The organism is Nostoc sp., from assembly GCF_036917455.1.
Classification (GTDB): domain Bacteria; phylum Cyanobacteriota; class Cyanobacteriia; order Cyanobacteriales; family Nostocaceae; genus Nostoc.
Genome location: NZ_JBALDK010000010.1, coordinates 17726 through 36705, shown reverse-complemented (window position 1 = coordinate 36705; position 18980 = coordinate 17726). Strand labels below are relative to the sequence as shown.

Annotated in this window: 15 protein-coding genes; 11 read left to right on the top strand and 4 right to left on the bottom strand. The window is 42.3% G+C overall.

What is annotated here, in order from left to right:
- The first annotated feature begins 650 nt into the window (after nt 1-650).
- From V7K42_RS00685 to V7K42_RS00670, 4 genes are all read left to right on the top strand, one after another.
- The gene (locus tag V7K42_RS00685) at nt 651-1925 is read left to right on the top strand and encodes a histidine kinase (RefSeq protein WP_334912592.1); all 1275 of its coding nucleotides are present in this window, start codon (nt 651-653) and stop codon (nt 1923-1925) included.
- A 135-nt stretch (nt 1926-2060) separates the two neighbouring features.
- Entirely contained in the window at nt 2061-2522 is a 462-nt protein-coding gene (locus V7K42_RS00680) for a BON domain-containing protein (RefSeq protein ID WP_334912590.1), read from the top strand.
- Nucleotides 2523-2967: 445 nt separating this feature from the next.
- Nucleotides 2968-3402: a CAAD domain-containing protein gene (locus V7K42_RS00675; RefSeq protein WP_334912588.1), complete on the top strand. Its 435-nt coding sequence runs from the start codon at nt 2968-2970 to the stop codon at nt 3400-3402.
- Nucleotides 3403-3648: 246 nt separating this feature from the next.
- A complete protein-coding gene (locus V7K42_RS00670; protein WP_334912586.1) occupies nt 3649-4056 on the top strand; it encodes a hypothetical protein in 408 nt (135 codons plus the stop codon).
- A gap of 127 nt (nt 4057-4183) precedes the next feature.
- On the opposite strand, the gene V7K42_RS00665 is transcribed toward V7K42_RS00670, so the two are convergent.
- Both V7K42_RS00665 and V7K42_RS00660 read right to left on the bottom strand, forming a co-directional pair.
- Nucleotides 4184-5746, bottom strand: coding sequence for a metallophosphoesterase family protein (locus tag V7K42_RS00665; protein WP_334912584.1), 1563 nt, complete (start codon nt 5744-5746; stop codon nt 4184-4186).
- Nucleotides 5747-5954: 208 nt separating this feature from the next.
- Entirely contained in the window at nt 5955-6926 is a 972-nt protein-coding gene (locus V7K42_RS00660; protein WP_334912582.1) for a YegS/Rv2252/BmrU family lipid kinase, read from the bottom strand.
- A 251-nt stretch (nt 6927-7177) separates the two neighbouring features.
- Here V7K42_RS00660 and V7K42_RS00655 point away from each other — a divergent pair, with 251 nt between their 5' ends.
- The gene (locus V7K42_RS00655) at nt 7178-7597 is read left to right on the top strand and encodes a lysozyme inhibitor LprI family protein (RefSeq protein ID WP_334912580.1); all 420 of its coding nucleotides are present in this window, start codon (nt 7178-7180) and stop codon (nt 7595-7597) included.
- A 404-nt stretch (nt 7598-8001) separates the two neighbouring features.
- Here V7K42_RS00655 and V7K42_RS00650 read toward each other — a convergent pair whose 3' ends face one another.
- Together V7K42_RS00650 and V7K42_RS00645 are read right to left on the bottom strand one after the other, a co-directional pair.
- Nucleotides 8002-8649: a response regulator transcription factor gene (locus V7K42_RS00650; RefSeq protein WP_334912578.1), complete on the bottom strand. Its 648-nt coding sequence runs from the start codon at nt 8647-8649 to the stop codon at nt 8002-8004.
- 2 nt (nt 8650-8651) lie between these two features.
- A complete protein-coding gene (locus V7K42_RS00645; protein ID WP_334912576.1) occupies nt 8652-9866 on the bottom strand; it encodes a sensor histidine kinase in 1215 nt (404 codons plus the stop codon).
- A gap of 335 nt (nt 9867-10201) precedes the next feature.
- On the opposite strand from V7K42_RS00645, the gene V7K42_RS00640 reads away from it, so the two are divergent.
- From V7K42_RS00640 to V7K42_RS00615, 6 genes are all read left to right on the top strand, one after another.
- The gene (locus V7K42_RS00640) at nt 10202-10591 is read left to right on the top strand and encodes a hypothetical protein (protein ID WP_334912574.1); all 390 of its coding nucleotides are present in this window, start codon (nt 10202-10204) and stop codon (nt 10589-10591) included.
- A gap of 67 nt (nt 10592-10658) precedes the next feature.
- Nucleotides 10659-11939, top strand: a complete 1281-nt coding sequence (locus V7K42_RS00635; protein WP_334912572.1) for a S41 family peptidase — start codon at nt 10659-10661, stop codon at nt 11937-11939.
- Between the two features lie 172 nt (nt 11940-12111).
- Entirely contained in the window at nt 12112-13020 is a 909-nt protein-coding gene (locus V7K42_RS00630) for a hypothetical protein (protein WP_334912570.1), read from the top strand.
- A gap of 20 nt (nt 13021-13040) precedes the next feature.
- Nucleotides 13041-14003 (top strand): RNA polymerase sigma factor, RpoD/SigA family, encoded by a 963-nt coding sequence (locus V7K42_RS00625; RefSeq protein WP_334912568.1) that lies wholly within the window; start codon nt 13041-13043, stop codon nt 14001-14003.
- Nucleotides 14004-14160: 157 nt separating this feature from the next.
- Nucleotides 14161-15678, top strand: coding sequence for an efflux RND transporter periplasmic adaptor subunit (locus V7K42_RS00620; RefSeq protein WP_334912566.1), 1518 nt, complete (start codon nt 14161-14163; stop codon nt 15676-15678).
- Nucleotides 15675-18797, top strand: coding sequence for an efflux RND transporter permease subunit (locus V7K42_RS00615; protein ID WP_334912564.1), 3123 nt, complete (start codon nt 15675-15677; stop codon nt 18795-18797). Before V7K42_RS00620 ends, V7K42_RS00615 begins: the two co-directional genes overlap by 4 nt.
- Nucleotides 18798-18980 lie beyond the last annotated feature (183 nt).

Here is an 18980-nt window from a genome sequence, read left to right as displayed (position 1 = left end):
TTAGGATGATACTTTGACATAAAAGAAAATTAAATAAATCAGGTTATATTTCTTTTGGTTTTTATTAAATCACAAAACCTTATATTGGTTTATTAATTTTCAACTAATAAACCAATATAAGGTTTTGTGATTTAATAAAAACCAAAAGAAATATAACCTGATTTATTTAATTTTCTTTTATGTCAAAGTATCATCCTAATATAGGATTACTATTTGATTTTTGAACGAAATTTCCTATTATAGCACTATTATTAAGGGTTTGATGCGTTACGCTGTCGGTAACACATCCTACGGATATTTTCAGGAATCAGGTTTGATTCCTATATTCTTTCCAGGAATGGCTTAATTTCCACTATTTATAGTTTTGACTTTCTATATAGATATATTTTGAATGAGTATTCTGATTTAGAGATTAAACTAACCTTGAAATTAAATTTTTGAGAAGAATAAAATGGTTAAAATTTAATTTTTGTAAACACTTTGATACTTAAAGATTTTTACTACCTGTAGATAAAAACACCTATGCCTAATGATAGAGGTAAAAATTCTTCCAAGCGGTTGATGAAAATTAAAAGTAAACATGTATTAATAAGGGTTATTAGGAGCTATAAATTAGTGAATAATTAATTTTTGCTGAGGAGATAAAGATAATGGTTGTAGGTCTACATAAACGTGGTGTAGGTGTATTTTCTCATCGCCGAGATGTTGAACATGCGCTACATGAATTAAAAAAAGTTGGTTTTGACATGAATAGAGTCTCTGTCATTACGCAAGATGGAGACAAAGATGATATTGCTGGGGCCGAAGTGCGCGATCGCGTCGGCGATAAATCTGACGAAGGTGCTAAAGTCGGAGCAGCCACAGGCGGCGCTTTGGGTGGATTGACTGGTTTATTAGTCGGTCTTGGAACTTTGGCAATTCCTGGAATCGGGCCAATTATGCTGGCTGGAGCCGCAGCAACAACTTTAGCTACAACCCTCGCAGGTGCTGGTATTGGTGCAGTAGCTGGTAGTTTGCTCGGTGCATTAATTGGTTTAGGAATTCCTGAAGAACGAGCCAAAGTCTACGACGAACGTGTGAAACGAGGACACTATTTAGTTATCCTTGATGGCACAGATACAGAAATTGCTAGAGCAGAAGCAATTCTCCATCAGGGGGGTGTCGAAGAGTTTGGTATTTATGACAACCCAGATGCTAGAAATCCTGATTATGTCGCTCCAACCCCTAATGTTAATGTAGCTCATACTAGTGTTGCTAAACGCGCGATTGGAGTATTTTCTCATCGCCGAGATGCGGAAACAGCACTTACAGAATTACGAGATGCAGGTTTTCCCTTAAGTAGAGTCTCCATCATCGCCAAAGATTCAAACGGTCAGGGAATCGCTGGTGTAGATGTAGATAGAAACGTTGGTACAGGTAATAAAGCAGACGATGGTGCAAAAGCTGGAGCAGCGACAGGCGGAGTCGTAGGCGGCTTGACTGGCTTATTAGTTGGACTTGGAACTCTAGCAATTCCTGGAGTTGGGCCTGTAATTGCTGGTGGCGCAGTCGCAACAGCTTTGGCGACAACCTTAGCTGGTGGTGCGATCGGTGCAGCAGCTGGAAGTATTGTTGGCGCACTGGTTGGCTTAGGAATTCCTGAAGATAGAGCGCGGGTATATGGCGATCGCTTCCAAAGAGGCGACTACTTGGTAATTATCGATGGTACCGAAGCTGAAATCCACCAAGCTGAAAAGATTCTCAAACACCGGGGAATTGAGGAGTTTGCGATCTATGATGCCACTGAAGTTAGCGAACATCGCCCAGGTTTAGACAGGGTAACGCACGACACAGCAGCCGTTAATACTGGCACCAGTTACTCAACACAAACTGATAGAGACGATCCTTCTGTAGTCATTGTTGACCGTCGTGACGAAGTACTTTAATTCAAAGTAGCTGTCACTCGTTCCCCAAAATTGCAGGAGCAAGAAGTTTAAAACTTTGCTCCTGACTTAAAAAACTTGCTCCTCCCTTCAGCCGTAAATATCAACAAATTTCACTTTCGATTGCAAATTGAACCTATGCAAAAGTTTACCCCCTTCTTAATTAGCGGTCTTTTAGTTTTTGGTGTTGCTGCTTGTGATAACGCTTCTAAAACAAGTGAATCTGCACCCAATAATCCTAATGAAGCTCCCCAAACACCAACTGCAAAAATAACACAAGCTTCTCAACAAGACGCGCAAAGTGAAGTTCGCAGAAAACAACTTGATGCTGATATTCGTGCCCGCGAACAGCGCAATAATACAACTGGTGGCGATACACAACGAGCCAAAGGAGATTTATCAAGTGAAGTTCGCTCCAAATTAGAAGCTAACATCCCCAAGAGTCAACTAACAGTTAATGCTTCCGGCGATGGAATTGTTACTGTCGGGGGAACTGTGAGCAATCAGAAAGAGTTGGCTAAAATTGAACCTTTATCTAAGCAAATCAAAGGTGTCAAAACTGTAGTTGTTAAAGCAACTGTTGCCCCGCCAACAAACTAAGGCAACTAGCGACTAAATCCAAGTGAGTAGGTAGACGAAAATAAATCTAAATGCTCCTGCTCAGTCTTATAGGACTCCTATTTGATTTTTGAACAAAATTAGGTAGGTATGTAGGGGAGCCAGTGCGTTGCGGTGAATCCAGCGCTGTAGGCGGGTTTTCCAACCTAGGCGACTGGTTTTCCCGAAGGGATGTTCCCTCCGTAGCAACTGGCGTTGTGTTAGAACGAAGTTCGTAACGCACCCTTATCAAAGGTTTATGTGCCGCACTCTCCGCGATAACACCCTACGTATCTTTTCAGAAATTAAACCGGATTCCTATAGTAGCCAGTTAATTATACTTATCACTTGCTGATTACTAAGAATTAAAAACTGACGATCTTAATAATTATATTTATTGATGCTCAGTTCCATTACACAAACTATTGTAGTTACCGCGAATAAAACTATGGAAACCGGACAACAGCAACGCGAATCCATCAACACCTCCTTCTCACAAGGTCCGCTAGCAATTGAAGGTGTTGATACTGAAAAATTACCAAAATTACCACCAGCTTCTGAACCTGAATCTCAATGGCAGCAAATTAGTAGGCAGGTTTCTCACTTTTTAGAGCAATTACCCGAATATTTAGGTAGCTTTTTTAAGGAATATAAACAGCCTATAATAACTTTTGCTTTAATTTGGGCAGCAATTGTTACAGCCAAAATAGTATTAACCCTATTGGATGCAATCAATGATATTCCACTACTGTCACCGCTATTTGAATTAGTTGGAATTGGTTACACTAGTTGGTTTATTTCCCGTTATCTATTGAAGGTTTCAACTCGACAAGAATTAGCCGATGAAATTCAATCTCTAAAAAACCAATTTCTGGGCGAATAAAATTTCAACCATTAAGCTTGGATAGGATGGTAGAACTTTAGAGCTTAACCTTAATCAGGGGCTTAAAATAATAGCATTAAGCCCCTTTACTAATATAGGTAACTATCAGTATTTATATCCAAAGAGAGAGAATATAGCGTTATACTTAACCTTTAAATCACTTCTAAAGATAGTAGATTTGAGATTAAAAACAGCCTAATCTAGGTTCTGAAGTTATTCAATAGATTTTTAACGAGGACATAAATTATGGCTAATGAAGCAGTTAATAGAGATATAGATTCATCCGATAGAGCTGAATCAAATACATACGATCGCGGCATTATTCCAGCCGAAACAGCTGCTCGAATGGAAAGAGAAGGAGATAAGTACAAAACACTCCCCACAGAAGAAGGGGAAGCAGATGCACTTACTGACGATCAAACCGATTCAGAAAGTATACGCACCACTGACGGTTATACCGTGGACCAAGAAGGTTTGTCTAACAATTATGCAATTGAACCGGAAATGTACTACGAAGAACCGGGTGATGCACGCAAACAAGCAGCAGAGGAAAAAGCAGCACGGATTGAAGAACTCGGAGAAGTTAATCAAGACGAAGAAGGTAAGTTAACCGAGAAGGGTGACAAACGCGGTAGAGGCCCAGGAGTAATTTAATTAACACCAATCCTTTTTACTGGGTGCAAGCAACTACACGTAATTAGGCGAAATAAATAAGCATTTATGTAGAGACGCTATCATTGCGTCTCTACTTTTATGGGCTAAAATTTCCAGAGATTTAACATTAAATAATCAATGGTTCGAGTTCACTATTATGCCATTGTCGCTGATGCCATTCGGCAACCAAAGGACGGACAATAAACTTAGGCTGTCCATCGCCTTTAACATCAATACGTAAACCTGAATAAGGTCGTCGCTTCAGAGAACCTTGACCGTTGCGACCAATGAAGAGATGCGATCGCGCCACTAATCTATTTTCATTCCCAAAAGTCTCCATCAAATCTGCCCCCTCAATCCGTTGGCGGCGCAAACTAAACCCGCTTCCACCACAAACAAGCCAGTGGATATGAGCATCAGCGTGTCCTGTATCCATCGTCTCAAGGTGTTCCAAGCAGTGGGCGTGACCGTTTAATACCAAATCAACCAAAGGACGGCCCTGATTTAAGGAACCTATTTCTTTAGCTACTGCATCCAGCACACCACGGAAGCGATCGCGAACGATCAAAGTTTGTGCTTGCTCCCATTTTGTCGCCTCAGTTACGTAAGGAGGATGATGAAAATAAATCACCCTTCCCCGAACTTCTGAATTATTCCAAGATTCAATTAATCTTTGCTTGAGCCAGTCTAATTGTTCGATATCAGTCTGCATTGTTTTGTCACTGGCTAATTGCTTCTTGATATCAACAATAATTTCTTCGATTTGCGATAGCTTGGCGTGAAAGTCGTCTAATTGGTCGGCTTCAATCGGGTTTTCAGGACGAAGCTTGGCTGAGGTTTCAATGATTTGCTGCTTTTCTTGCTCTAAATCTTCACGACGCTTTTCTAAGATTTTGCGATCGGCATCACCTTGTTTTGTTTTAGGCAGGGGTGGCGGATCGTTAAATGTATTAGAATCTAAGGCAAAGAAATCAATCCCGCCATAGCGAAAAGTGTAGTAGCGATTGGGAAGGCGGGTAAAATGCCCAGGTTCATACTTCAAACAACGACCTGTATCTGTTTTAGCTGTGTAGTACTTATCTAAATGGCTAGTTAGCTCTCCTGGAAGCTGCAATGCCTTAAGATAGTCTAGAAAAGCCCGTGCGTAAGCCTCACCAGTTCCTGAGCCATGTAAGGCTACATCTAAGTCTAACCGCGATCGCAATAGGCGACGAATCGGTATTGTTGTTAGAGAGGCCAAACTCAATAAAATGGGCAAGTTATAGTAATCGTGATTTCCCGGTACTGGTAAAATTGGCAGCTTAAAAATCATCTGGTCATAATGAATCCGTTTCGGATGCTCTCCGCCCAAGAGAAACTCTCGGTAAGGTTCGATGAAATTTTGCTGATAGTATTCACTCGACCCCACCAAATAGATTACATCTCCGGTATGCAGCATAAACCGGGATTCGTCGTGATGGGGCAACATGAGTTCAGCTATCTGTCGCTGGGGATTGTGTCCCCGATGCCTACCAGAACCACTATCACCTACAACTAAAAATGAGAACTCAGGATTATCTGTTTGTCCATCCTCCAACACTAGGCGAGTTTGGTCGATGTTCCGTTCCAGAATCAACGGATCTTGCCACTTTACTCGCTGATTCATCTTACGAATTTTGTTAGCGATCGCTGGATCTGATACAAGTTTCAATGCAACATACTCCTGAATCTTGAATAGCAGGGGAGGCAGGGGAGGCAGGGGAAGCAGGGGAGGCAGGGGAAGAAGAACTATTGATTATTACTGCTCAATTCCCAATTCTCAATTCCCAATTCTCAATTCCCAATTCTCAATTCCCAATTCTCAATTCCCAATTTTCAATTCCCAATTCTCAATTCCCAATCCCCAATCCCCAATCCCCTTATTCCTCTGCTGTGTCTTTCATCTCAATAGTCAAATTAGGGAGTCCGTCTAATTTTTCGGTTGGCTCAACTTCTTCTACTAATGGCACAAAAATCTTCAATCCTGCTGGTACACACTTAATTTCTACTGGTGTTGTGCCGACTATTTCACCATCTAGAACAACTTTTTGTGGTGGCTCAGTTGTAATTTTAAATTGTTTGGCTCGCAGAAAACCAATATCATCCCGCTCTACGGCGTTACCTGTAGAAGCCGTTTGGAATAGATGGAATGTAGCAGCGATCGCTCCTGCCTTATTAACTGGAGCGACAATCGTTAAATCTAGTAATCCATCATCATAAATCAGACCTGCTGGCCCCTGAGCTAAGACTGAAGTGGGAGGCGCGGCATTTGCGACTGTTACTGCACTGGCGCTAGTTTTAATTATCCTGTCTTCTGTTTCAATTTCAACATCAAAGTTTTTTAAGTTTCTCAGTTGCTGAATTCCAGCGAAAACGTAGGCCATCATTCCGAAGCGATTCTTGGCATCCCGGTCTGCCAATTCTACAGTTTCAGCTTCAAAGCCAATACCTGCTAAGAGGACCATCGGGCGATCGTTGCAATAAGCTACATCTACATTGCGGGTTCCTCCCTGTAAAATTGTGTTACACGCACCTGCGATCGTGTCAGGAATCCCTAAAGCTGTGGCAAAAGCGTTTGCTGTTCCTCTGGAAATAATGCCAAATGCAATATCAGTACCAACTACAGCCGCCGCCGCCGCCGAGAGAGTCCCATCTCCACCCGAAGCAATGATTGCATCTACTCCTCGCCCTACGGCTGCATAAGCTAATTGGTCAGCATCGATTTCTTCAGTTGTTAAATAAATATCTAGCTCAATATCTGGCTCTAATATTGCCCGAATTTCTGCTAATTCTTGGTCTGAGTCTCCCTGACCCGCAACTGGATTGAAAATAAGACAGGCGGAACGATTCATAAAATATAAAAGCTTAACTTAGATCACTAAAATACCAAATTATTTTTAGCATGTTCGCAAAATTTCGACTTCCTTCTAGCGGCTAGATTACATTTTGTAACAAATTAGCAATCTCCTGCATCTTAATATACACAATCATTTATCAGCACTGGTATATTTTATCAATGAAGGCAGGAGGTGGGAGAAATCCGGGCTTAAGACCCCTCCTGCCTTATGCTTCCCTCAAATACTTAAACAATAAAATTTTTGCCATGCGTCAATTATTACTAGTTTTGGCAAGTATGCTAACTCTCAGTAGTTTAGATACCCCTGTGATGACAATGGCAGGTACAACGCCTGCTTTAGACCAGATGCGGTTAGTTCAAAAATTCAACTGTAATAATCCTCAAACTCAAGTAGCAATTAATGAATGCGCTAGATTATCTTATCAGAATGCAGATAAGAAACTAAATCAAGCTTATAAACAATTGCTACCTACCTTAGAAAACTCTAGGAAACAGAAATTGATTGCTGCACAGGTAGTATGGGTAAAGTTTCGAGATGCCAATTGTGAGTTTGAAAGAAGCAAATATGAGGGAGGAAGTATTGCTCCTACCATTTATTTTGGTTGCCTGGAAAATACCACAAAATTGCGTACAAAACAATTACAGGAATATCTCAAATCCGATTGATTATTAAACGAGACACAACACGATTTGGGGATATAGGACTCATATTTTATTTTTGAACAAAACTCAGTACACCTTTATTCCTTCTTCCCAGTCCCCAGTCCCCAGTCCCTTACGGGAGCAACGCGAAAAAGTGAGATCCTCGTGAAATAGGCAGGGGGAGCAGGGGGAGCAGGGGAAGTAAAGAGGCATTTTTAGTATTTTTTACTACCAAAACAGACTGCTTCTACACTTATTTCTTTCTCTTCCCCTGCCTCCCCTGCTTACCCATCTCACTGTTAGAGCATTGCTCCCGTCCCTTACCTCTACGAGTGATTCAGAAATCAAATCGGATTGCTATATCAGTGCAATTTGTTAGCTAGAAATCAAACCCAATATTATGAAGAATTAGCCGCAAGATTCTAAAGCTATTTAGCTCCACCAAACAACGAATGGGCAAATAAAGCGGCTTGAGTGCGATCGCGCAAACTCAACCTACTTAAAATACTGGTAACATAATTCTTCACAGTATTTTCTGAAAGAAACAGTGATTCAGCAATTTCACGGTTATTAGCTCCACAAGCAATTAACCGTAATACATCTAATTCTCTGGGTGTGAGTTGTGCCAATTCTGGAGGGGGTTGCACAGAGGGGACAGGCGCGGCAATGGGCGTGAGTGCTTTCTCAAGCAATCCCGGGCCGAGTAGGGTTTGTCCCTTATAGACGGATCGAATTGCCAACATGAGTTCCTCTGGTTCGGTGTCCTTGAGTAAATAACCCTTTGCACCCAGCCGCATCGCCTGGAAAACATACTCATCATCATCGAAGGTGGTGAGGACGAGAACTTTGATGTTGGGATATTGTTGAGCGATCGCTTTTGTTGTCGCAACTCCATCCATTACAGGCATCCGAACATCCATAAGCACAATATCAGGTTGCAGTGCAGGAATTACCTCGAGTGCCCGTTGCCCATTCTCCGCCTCACCAATTACCTGCATCTCTGCATTGGACTCAAGCATACTCTTAAGTCCCTGGCGAATAAGATGCTGATCGTCAACTAATAAAATCTGAATCATAGCTAAAACAACAGCTTTGATAATGGCAAAGAAACAGAAATACAGCAACCTGTTCCTAGTTTACTGTTAAGATTCAACTGAGCGCCCAGTGCAACCGCTCGTTCTCGCATTCCTTGTAACCCAAACCCGGTTGTATTTTGAGTGGGATTAAATCCTTGTCCATTATCTTCGATTGACAGATGAATCATCCCAGCGTGAGCGAGTAAGTCAATGGTGACACTCGTTGCTTGAGCGTGTTTGCAAATATTTGTCAGCGATTCTTGCACAATCCGGTATAGGGCCGTGTTTACTTCAGCTGGTAAAGTGTGCGGTACGTCAATTTTATAAGACGGTTCAATACCTGTGGTTTGCTGAAAATCTGTTAGCAGCTTTTCAATGGCCAATGTGAGAGATTGTCCTTGCAAAGGATTTGAACGTAACACAGAAAGCGATCGCCGAATTTCCAGCAGCGCCTCAGCCCCTAATTCCTTTGCCTGTTTGAGAAATGCCAATGCTTTGTCATTATTTGATTCCCAAAACAATAGAGTGTTATTAATTTGAATAGTTTGGGCGACTAGAGTGTGTCCTAATCCATCATGGATTTCGCGGGCAATTCGGTTGCGTTCCTGTAAGGTTGCCTGGTCTTCAATCCGTAGCGCATACTGACACAGCTGTTGATTGGTAATCTCTAATTGCAAATGGGCAATTTCTAACTGCTCTCGACTTTGGCGCTCTGCAAGCAAAGCATTAATTAACAACAAAGCGAATACTAACGTTAAGCTAAACAATAATATATTACTTAATCGCCAATCCCAAGACATGGCAATTATATCTCGCCTAAAATTCTCAGGTACAATCGGTCTTGATAAAAGCAGTGTTGCATAAGTAAGCAGAGATAAAACCAAGACAGCCAGCTGTCCCGATTGCTTAAATATTAGACAACTCCGCATCACTAGTACCAGACACAGCAGGAAAACGGAGCGACTAGACAAGCTATGTTGAGTTGTTGGCAGCAAAATTAAACCGAATTCCAGGACTGTATAAAATAATTTCGTTTCCAGCTTCACCATTGGTAGTCTCAAGCCCATCAAGCTGAAAGTTGCGATCGCATCAACTCGCAGCAGCAACGACCAGGAAAACTCAAACGGCAGCAGAACTTCCATGAACATTGCCGTAGCTAATAACAGCCACTCTAAGTAAAGTAACAGACGAAATGATGGGTAGGTCAAGCGAATCATAGAACTGTTCCAACTCAATGGCCTTTGTGACAAAACCATAGGTATTTTCACAATTTTAGGATGAAACTCTTCTTCCTATATAACGAATCTGGATCTAGAATCGATAGAGCCGTTCTGACTGATTAATTATTCCTAAATTAGGAAAAAAGTCACAATAACTTCAGTACTTTTTTCCTGGTCAGGTTAGGAATTCTAGTTCATGCACAAATCTATCCCAACTTTTAAGATTAGCTGGTATAAGTCAAGCAGCAACTTTTCAACCATCTTCTAGACAGTCATAAACCTAAATTGAGTCGGAACAATCATATTACATACAACAAAAACTAGAGAAGTAAATGATTAAAAAACAGATAATTTTACCAACCCTTCTATTTGCAACTCTCCTAATTGGAGGAATGACGGGTTGCACAAGTTCTAAGTCTCCAGATGTGTCTCAAGGTGACAATGGTGGAACAAAGGTATCTGATACGAACACTTCTGCGCCAAGCTCTCCTGGAGCGAATACGGCAGAACGCGCCCAGAAGCGCGAGGCAATTCGCCAACAAGTTGAGGCAGTTTTGACCCCAGATCAAGTAAAGGAATTGTCAGCGAAATTGCAACAAGGTGAAAAAATGCGTAAAGCAGTGTTCAGCCTGAATCTCACAGATGAACAAAAAACTAAAATTCAAGATATTTTCAAGACTGCCTATCCCTACAGAAAAGGGCAATCTCAAGATAAGTCCTAGTGGTTTTATCAAACAGAATTCAGGATTCTGAATTCTGAATTCTGAATTTTTATTTAATAGTTAAATTATGTTCAAGCAAAAATTAATCGTCAGGATAGAACTAGTTGTCATTGCCGCAATCTTGACAGGAAGTAGTTTTTACGCTTCTAAAGCTCTAGGAAAAACCCAACCTAGCCCTCAAAAATTGGTGGATGAGGTATGGCAAATCCTAGATAAAAATTATGTTGATGTCAGCTTTAACCATCAAGATTGGAAAGCAATTCGACAGCAGTATCTTAGCCGCTCCTATAGTTCCAATAAACAGGCTTATGGGGCAATTCAAGAAATGGTGGCTAAATTAGGCGATCGCTACACTGAGTTTTACAACCCCCAAGAATTTAAAGCCCTAAATAGCGATCTTTCTGGCAACCTCACTGGTGTAGGGCTGGAACTGGGAGAGAATGAAAAAACTAAAGCCTTAACTGTTATCGCCCCGATTCAAGGAACACCTGCTTTTAAAGCGGGCATTTTACCGGGTGATTTAATTGTCCAGATTAACGGTGAAATAACTCAGGGAATGAAAATAGAGGATGCTGTTAAGCGGATTGTGGGTCCGGTGGGAACCAAGGTAGTACTAACGATTCAACGGGCTAGCCAATCGCAAACTTTCACCCTGACTCGTGCGAATATTGCCATCTATCCTGTAACTTACAACACGCAAACAACGCCATCGGGTAAGATTGGTTACATTCGTTTACCACAGTTTACGGAAACTTCTCCCGCAGAGATGCATCGCGCAATAGAAGCATTAGAAAAACAGCAGGTGCAGGGCTACGTTTTGGATCTGCGTTCCGATCCGGGTGGACTGCTGGATGCGAGTTTGCAAATTGCCAGCATGTGGTTAAAGCAAGGAGCGATCGTCTCTTTGGTAAATCGAGATCGAGTTAAAGATAACTACAATGCATCGGGACATCCTCTCACCAACAAACCCTTAGTGATACTGGTGGATAAGGGATCTGCCAGCGCCAGCGAAATTCTGTCAGGAGCGCTGCAAGATGATAATCGCGCTACGTTAGTAGGGACTCGCACCTTCGGTAAAGGTTTAGTTCAATCCGTAGAGCCTCTGGAGGATGGTTCGGGGTTGAAACTAACCATCGCTAAATACTACACACCCAAAGGTAGAGATATTAATCATGTCGGTATTGCCCCAGATGTTACGGTGGCTTTAACCGAAGCACAACAGAAAGCATTAGTAGAAAACCAAACCTTGGGAACATTAGCCGATCCTCAGTATGCTAAGGCTGTTGATAATCTGAGCCAATTGATTCAGTCGGGGGCTAATCATGCGAGTTTACAGGGTGGGAATTAACAATTAACAATTCAAAATTCAAAATTCAAGACAATTTTAGGTGGGGATTTAAACCCCGACTGAAACTGGGGCTACCTGTAGAGGTCTTAAACCCTTTTATTTACGATAAAACTTGTTGAGAATATTTACTCTCGTCAACAAGTTAGCAACTGGATCTTCTTAAAGGGCAATCATGTCAACCCGCAAAGCCCAACGACTTCAAACGTGTGAACCAGTCCCAGGTCTGCAAATCCTGGTTAAACTCAGTAACACTCCTTTTGTGCGGACAGTCATAACTACTGTTACCCACCATCAGCTAGCGATCGTCGGGCTTGTATTTGTTACCACCTTGGTTTTTGCTATGCGGGAAAACGCACCCTGGCTGACAGTGCCTAAACAGGTGGCGATTGAATTCTTTTCTGCTGTATCCCAATCTTTAGCTGCTTTATTGGGGGTATTGATTGTTTTCCTGACTTTTACTAGTCAGTTAATCGCTCAAAGGCGGTATGAGGACTACTATACACTTCAGATTCAGATTGACCAACTCATTCGTCTAACTCAGTCTCTTCCCACCGAACTCAGTAATTTTGAGCAAACTCTGATAGCGCTGATTAACTATTTAGTTCCCTTGCATTTAAAAGATTTCCCAATCTGGGCAACTAGTTCCCACATGACACCTTTGGACAAGCTTTTAGATAATTTCAAGAATGAATATGAATGGACGCAAGTGCAGCAAAATTCCTCCTTAGCCACCCATTTACAGCAACAACAAATTTTGCTTGTCATCAATAATATGGAAGAAATCCTGGAGAGATTTTCCAGACTTTACAATCGCATCTTAGAGATCAGCCGTTTTATTCTCGCGATCGTTAAGTTGTCATTTCTTCTGGGAGTTTCCCTCCTGTTTTTGCTGTTGTTTGGCATTATCGATTTGCAAAGGAAGTTTCCCGATCTCAGTCTACCTGTAATTGTTTCTCTAGCAATTTGGGTGTTGATTGCTCTTTTGGAGTTAGTGCTTGATACCTGGTTTTTTTATAAAAGTCTTTATGGCTCATCGAGTCACTATCTGCGGTTTTTCCATAATTCAAAACACCCTAATTAATAGACGGAGGCTAAGTCAGTATGAGTAACTTAACATTTATAGAGAATAAAGCTAGTAAAGCTACAACTGATACAGTCCGGGTCTATCTTCAAGAAATTGGCCGCATACCTCTGTTAACCCAGGAAGAAGAAATTATTTTTGCCCAACAAGTTCAGCAGATGATGATCGTACTTGCTGAATCAGAAAAACTGGCTGTTGAATTAAACCGTACACCCACACTGTCAGAATGGGCTAATCAGATGCAGTTAAGCGAACAGGAACTAATTCAGCAATTAAATCAAGGGAAAAAAGCCAAGCAGAAAATGATCGCGTCTAATCTTCGGCTTGTGGTATCAATTGCCAAGCAATATCAAAGACGTAATTTAGAGCTATTGGACTTAATTCAAGAAGGTACTTTGGGTTTGGAAAGAGGGGTTGAAAAATTCAATCCGGCTTTAGGATATAGATTTTCAACTTACGTTTACTGGTGGATTCGTCAAGGAATTACCAGAGCGATCGCCCAGCAAGGACGCACTATTCGATTACCGATTCACATCAATGAAAAGTTAAATAAAATTAAGCGTGTTCAGCGAGAGTTATCTCAAAAACTGGGTCGCATTCCTACCAGTACAGAAATTGCTAATGCACTTTCTTTAAAACCGAGTCAGATTCGAGAATTTCTCCTTTTGGCTCGTCAAACTATATCTCTAGATATTCGAGTTAACTCAGAAAAAGATATAAGATTACAAGATTTAATAGAAGATTCTAAATATTCGGCTAATAGCTATACCACAGAGGAATTTCTCAATCAGGAGGTTGAAAGTTTATTGTCAAATCTATCTCACCAACAACAAGAAATATTAAATTTACACTTTGGTTTAAGAGATGGACATGAATTTTCTCTAGAACAAATTGGTCAGCGGATGGGTATGAGTCGAGAACGAGTCAGACAGATAGAAAAACAAGCTCTAAATCTTTTACAGCAGCAGTTAAGTAAATATTGAAAAGGAATGCAAAAACCAGAATTCAGAATTAATTAATCCGAAATAACGAACCGCAGAGGCCCAGAGGACACGGAAAAATGAGGTTTGAGAGATATTTGCGTAAGTCCTGTGATACTGAATTCTGTTTTTAATAAACTAAAATCCTCTGGAGTTTCTGATGAACAATGAAATTGTGAATGAGCGTTTGACTGAGAATAGTGTGAAACCAAAGTTACCGCGATCGCCAAGAAAGATTATTTTGGTGGTTTTGGGGGTGCTGTTGCTGGCTGGACTGGGTTTTTTTATCCATGCAGGTGCAGCCAAGTCAGACAAAACTGAAAAATCTGGACGTAATAAGCAGCAAGTAACACCTGTAACGGTGGCGATGGTGACACAAAAAACAGTTCCGTTACAATTGCAAGCGATCGGCAATGTGCAATCGGGATCTACGGTATCGATTACGCCCGAAGCTAGCGGACGGATTATTGGAGTTTATTTTAAGAAAGGTCAAGATGTGAAAAAGGGACAACTTTTGTTTACTCTAGATGACCGATCGCAAAATGCTGCAATTCAGCAAGCTCAAGGAACTGTCGCCAAAGACCAAGCTTCGGTACAACAGGCTAGAGATGGATTAACTAGAGATTTGGGTCAAATAGAGCAAGCGAGAGCCACTTTAATTAAAGACCAAGCCTTGGTGCGACAAGCCGAAGCGACTTTGGCGAAAGACCAAGCCCAAGCAGAATTTGCCAAAGGACAGAGCGATCGCTATGGTGAGTTATATAAGAAGGGCGCAATTAGTTTAGATCAAGCACAGCAATACGTTTCTAACAGCAAATCGGCGTTCGCAACCCTACAAGCAGATCGAGAAGCGATCGCTAATGCTCAAGCTGTTTTGCAAAGCGATCGAGTGGCGCTGACTAATGCTCAAGCTGTTGTCAAAGGGGATCAGGCTGCGATCGCTAATGCTCAAGCTGTTGTCCGTTCCGACCAGGGAGCATTAGACAATACCAAAGTGCAATTATCTTACGCCAAAATTTATGCACCAATTGATGGTCGCGCTGGCAATATTCTGGTGACTCTGGGCAATGTGGTGCAAGCTAACAGCACAACTCCCCTTGTGACTCTGACCCAAATTCGCCCGATTCAAGTTGCTTTTTCCGTTCCTGAAACAAATCTACCCCAGGTACAAAAGTATATGCAGAATGGCAAGCTGAAGGTAGATGTAACCTTTCCCAACGATCAAACTCATTCTGTTCCAGGTAGTTTGTCATTTGTCAATAATACGGTCGATAACACTACAGGAACAATTCAACTAATTGGCGACTTTGATAACACCCAGGGACATTTGTTTCCCGGTCAATTTGTGAATGCAACGCTAACATTGACCGAACAACCCAATGCAACGGTTGTACCCTCCCAAGCCGTGCAGAATGGCCCGGATGGTCAGTTTGTTTTTGTAGTTAAGCCAGATATGACGGTGGAAAATGTGCCAGTTACAGTTAGCAGCACCATTAATGGACTAGATGTGATTGAGAAAGGGCCGCAACCAGGCGATAAAATTGTCACCGATGGTCAAGCAAATCTGGTTTCGGGGAGCAAAATCCGCGTCAAAACAGTCGGTAATTCCCAAGGCGGTAATGACTCAAATCAGCCAAGAAGAAATCATTCCCGTAAGTCAGGCGGAGGTGATTCATGAACCTTTCAGAACCATTTATCCGTCGCCCCATCATGACAACTCTGGTGATGACGGCGATTTTGATTTTCGGTTTCATGAGTTATCGCTTACTGCCAATCAGCGATTTACCCAGCGTAGATTATCCCACAATTCAGGTCAGCGCATCCCGACCAGGAGCTAGCCCCGAAACGATGGCAGCATCGGTTGCCCGTCCTTTAGAGAAGCAATTTTCTAGCATTGCTGGACTCGATTCGCTCAACTCAACTAGCACCTTGGGACAGACTCAAATTACCCTGCAATTCAACTTGAGTCGCAACATTGATGATGCGGCGCAGGATGTGGAAGCAGCGATATCGGGAGCATCGGGGCAAATTGCGACGGATTTACCTAATCCTCCCACCTACAGCAAGGTTAACCCTGCCGATCAACCAATTCTTTACCTTTATTTAGATTCTCCCACTCTGCCCCTTTCTCAGGTAGACAATTATGCCGAGACTTATTTGGCGCAAAAGCTATCTACAATCAATGGGGTAGCACAGGTAGCCGTCTACGGTTCCCAAAAGTATGCGGCTCGAATTCAACTCGATCCGCAGCAATTGGCAGCGCGGCAGATTGGATTAGATCAGGTAGCGACGGCAATTCAACAAGGTAACGTCAATTTACCTACCGGCAGTCTTTCGGGAAATCATAAGAATTTTACAGTCCAGACTAACGGGCAACTTGAAGATGCGGCTGCTTATCGCCAGTTGATTGTGTCTTATAAAGATGGAATGCCCCTCTATCTCAATCAACTGGGTAGGATTATTGACAGTGTAGAAAATGACAAATTAGCAAGCTGGTACAACAATACCCGCGCCATTATTCTTACCATTCAAAGACAGCCCGGAACCAATACGGTACAAGTTGTAGATACAATTAAGAATTTACTGCCGAAGTTACGAGAGCAAATTCCGGCATCCGTGGAAATAGGGGTTCTTTATGATGCATCTCAGTCGATTCGAGATTCAGTAGATGATGTCAGATTTACGTTGATTTTGACGATCGCTCTCGTTATCTTAGTAATTTTCATATTTTTACGGAACCTCTCGGCGACGGTAATTCCCAGTTTGGCATTACCCGTTTCATTGATTGGCACTTTTGCAGTGATGTATTTGCTGCACTACTCACTAGATAACCTATCACTGATGGCGTTGACCCTTTCGGTGGGTTTCGTTGTGGATGATGCGATCGTTATGCTAGAAAATATCGTCCGGCACATGGAAATGGGGGAAAGTCCCCTAGAAGCAGCGTTGAATGGGTCGAGAGAAATTGGTTTTACAATTCTATCGATGACCCTTTCTTTGGTTGCAGTCTTCATTCCGATGTTGTTCATGAGTGAAGTATTGGGAAGATTATTTCATGAATTTGCTGTGACGATCGCAGTTGCAATTCTGGTATCTGGTTTTGTGTCTTTGAGTCTGACTCCCATGTTGTGCAGCCGTTTTCTGCGTCCTGTGGATCATGCTAATCAAAGTCGCTTATATCAAGCTTCTGAATATGTCTTCGATCGCTTCTTGGGTTTGTACGATTGGAGTCTGAAAAAAGTCTTAAAATATCACCTCACCACGATGATTTTATCTGCCTTTCTATTGGCGGTGACAGTTGGACTATTGGTGGTGGTTCCCAAAGGCTTTATTCCTAGCGAAGATACCGGACAAATTACAGGTATTACCCAAGCAGCCGAAGATGCATCCTTTGATAATCTTGTCCAGCATCAGCAGACAGTTGCTAACCTGATTCGCCAAAACCCAAATGTCGATGCAGTTAACTCCAATATTGGGGCGGGAGCCAGTGCTAGTGGCGGTGGGGCAGCAGTTGCAGCCAATTCCGGCAGTTTGTTCATTCGGTTAAAAGAGCGATCGCAGCGCCAGCTTAGTGCCGATGAAATCATTCAAGAGTTGCGAACCCAACTCGCCACTGTTCCCGGCATCCAAGTATTCTTACAAAATCCCCCAGCGATACCGATTGGCGCTCAACAAAGCACGGGACTTTATCAAATTGCACTTCAGAGTTCGGATGTCAAGCCCTTACAAGAATATGTTCCTCAACTTGTTCTCAAGATGAAGGGGATGACAGAACTCCAGGATGTCAACAGCGACTTACAATTTGCTTCCAAAATTCAAATTGACATTGACCGCGATAAAGCCTCAACTTACGGGATTACCGCCCAGACAATTGAAAATACCCTGAGAAGTGCTTATGGCTCTTACCAAGTGTCAACCATCTATGCAGCCACCAATGAGTATCAGGTAATTTTGGAATTAGCACCTGAGTATCAGCAGAATATCAACGCTCTGTTGACATTGTACGTTAACTCCAGTACTGGAGTAGCAGTACCTCTGAAGACATTCGCCAAACTGTCTCAGGGAGTCAGCCCGTTAATGGTCAATCATAACGGTCGGATGAACGCCGCCACCATTTCCTTTAACCTCGCGCCCGGTGTATCCTTGGGAAATGCCAACGAAGAGATCCAAAAACTGATCGATGAAGTGATTCCTGCCAGCATTAGCACCAGCTTTCAGGGAGCAAGCCAAGTATTTCAAAGTTCGCTGCCGAGTTTGGGTTTATTATTAGCGATCGCTATTCTCGTAATTTATCTCATCCTGGGTGTTCTCTACGAAGATTTCATTCACCCAATTACAATTCTTTCTGGTTTGCCATCAGCAGGTTTTGGGGCATTGTTAACGCTGATGATATTCCACGTTGAACTCAACGTTTACTCCTTCATCGGCATCATTCTCTTAGTGGGTATCGTCAAGAAAAACGGCATCATGATGGTGGACTTTGCAATTGTTGCCCAGCGAGAAGAATTGAAAAAGCCCTCCGAGGCGATTTATCAAGCCTGTTTAGTGCGCTTCCGTCCAATTATGATGACGACGATGGCAGCATTAATGGGAACCTTACCCATAGCGATCGGATTTGGGGCTGGTTCCGAATCTCGCCGTCCTTTAGGGATTGCAGTTGTGGGGGGACTGGTATTTTCTCAGATATTAACCCTGTATTTAACCCCTGTGTTCTATATATATATGGAATCATGGCGGAACAAACTCAGTCGAGTTAAGTTCCGGCGGGTATTTTCATTTACAGGCGGGCGATCGTGATATAGCAATCCGAAATGAGTTACGAACCGCAGAGACGCAGAGGGCACAGAGAGGAGAATCAAGAGAGTTTGTTAGAAATCATTTAGGACTTCATGTGTTGAAACCAGATATTAAACCCGTTTTCTAAACAGTTAAGCATTTCTTTCTTCTCTCTGCCTCGCGCCAGTTGCTTCAAGTCGGGGA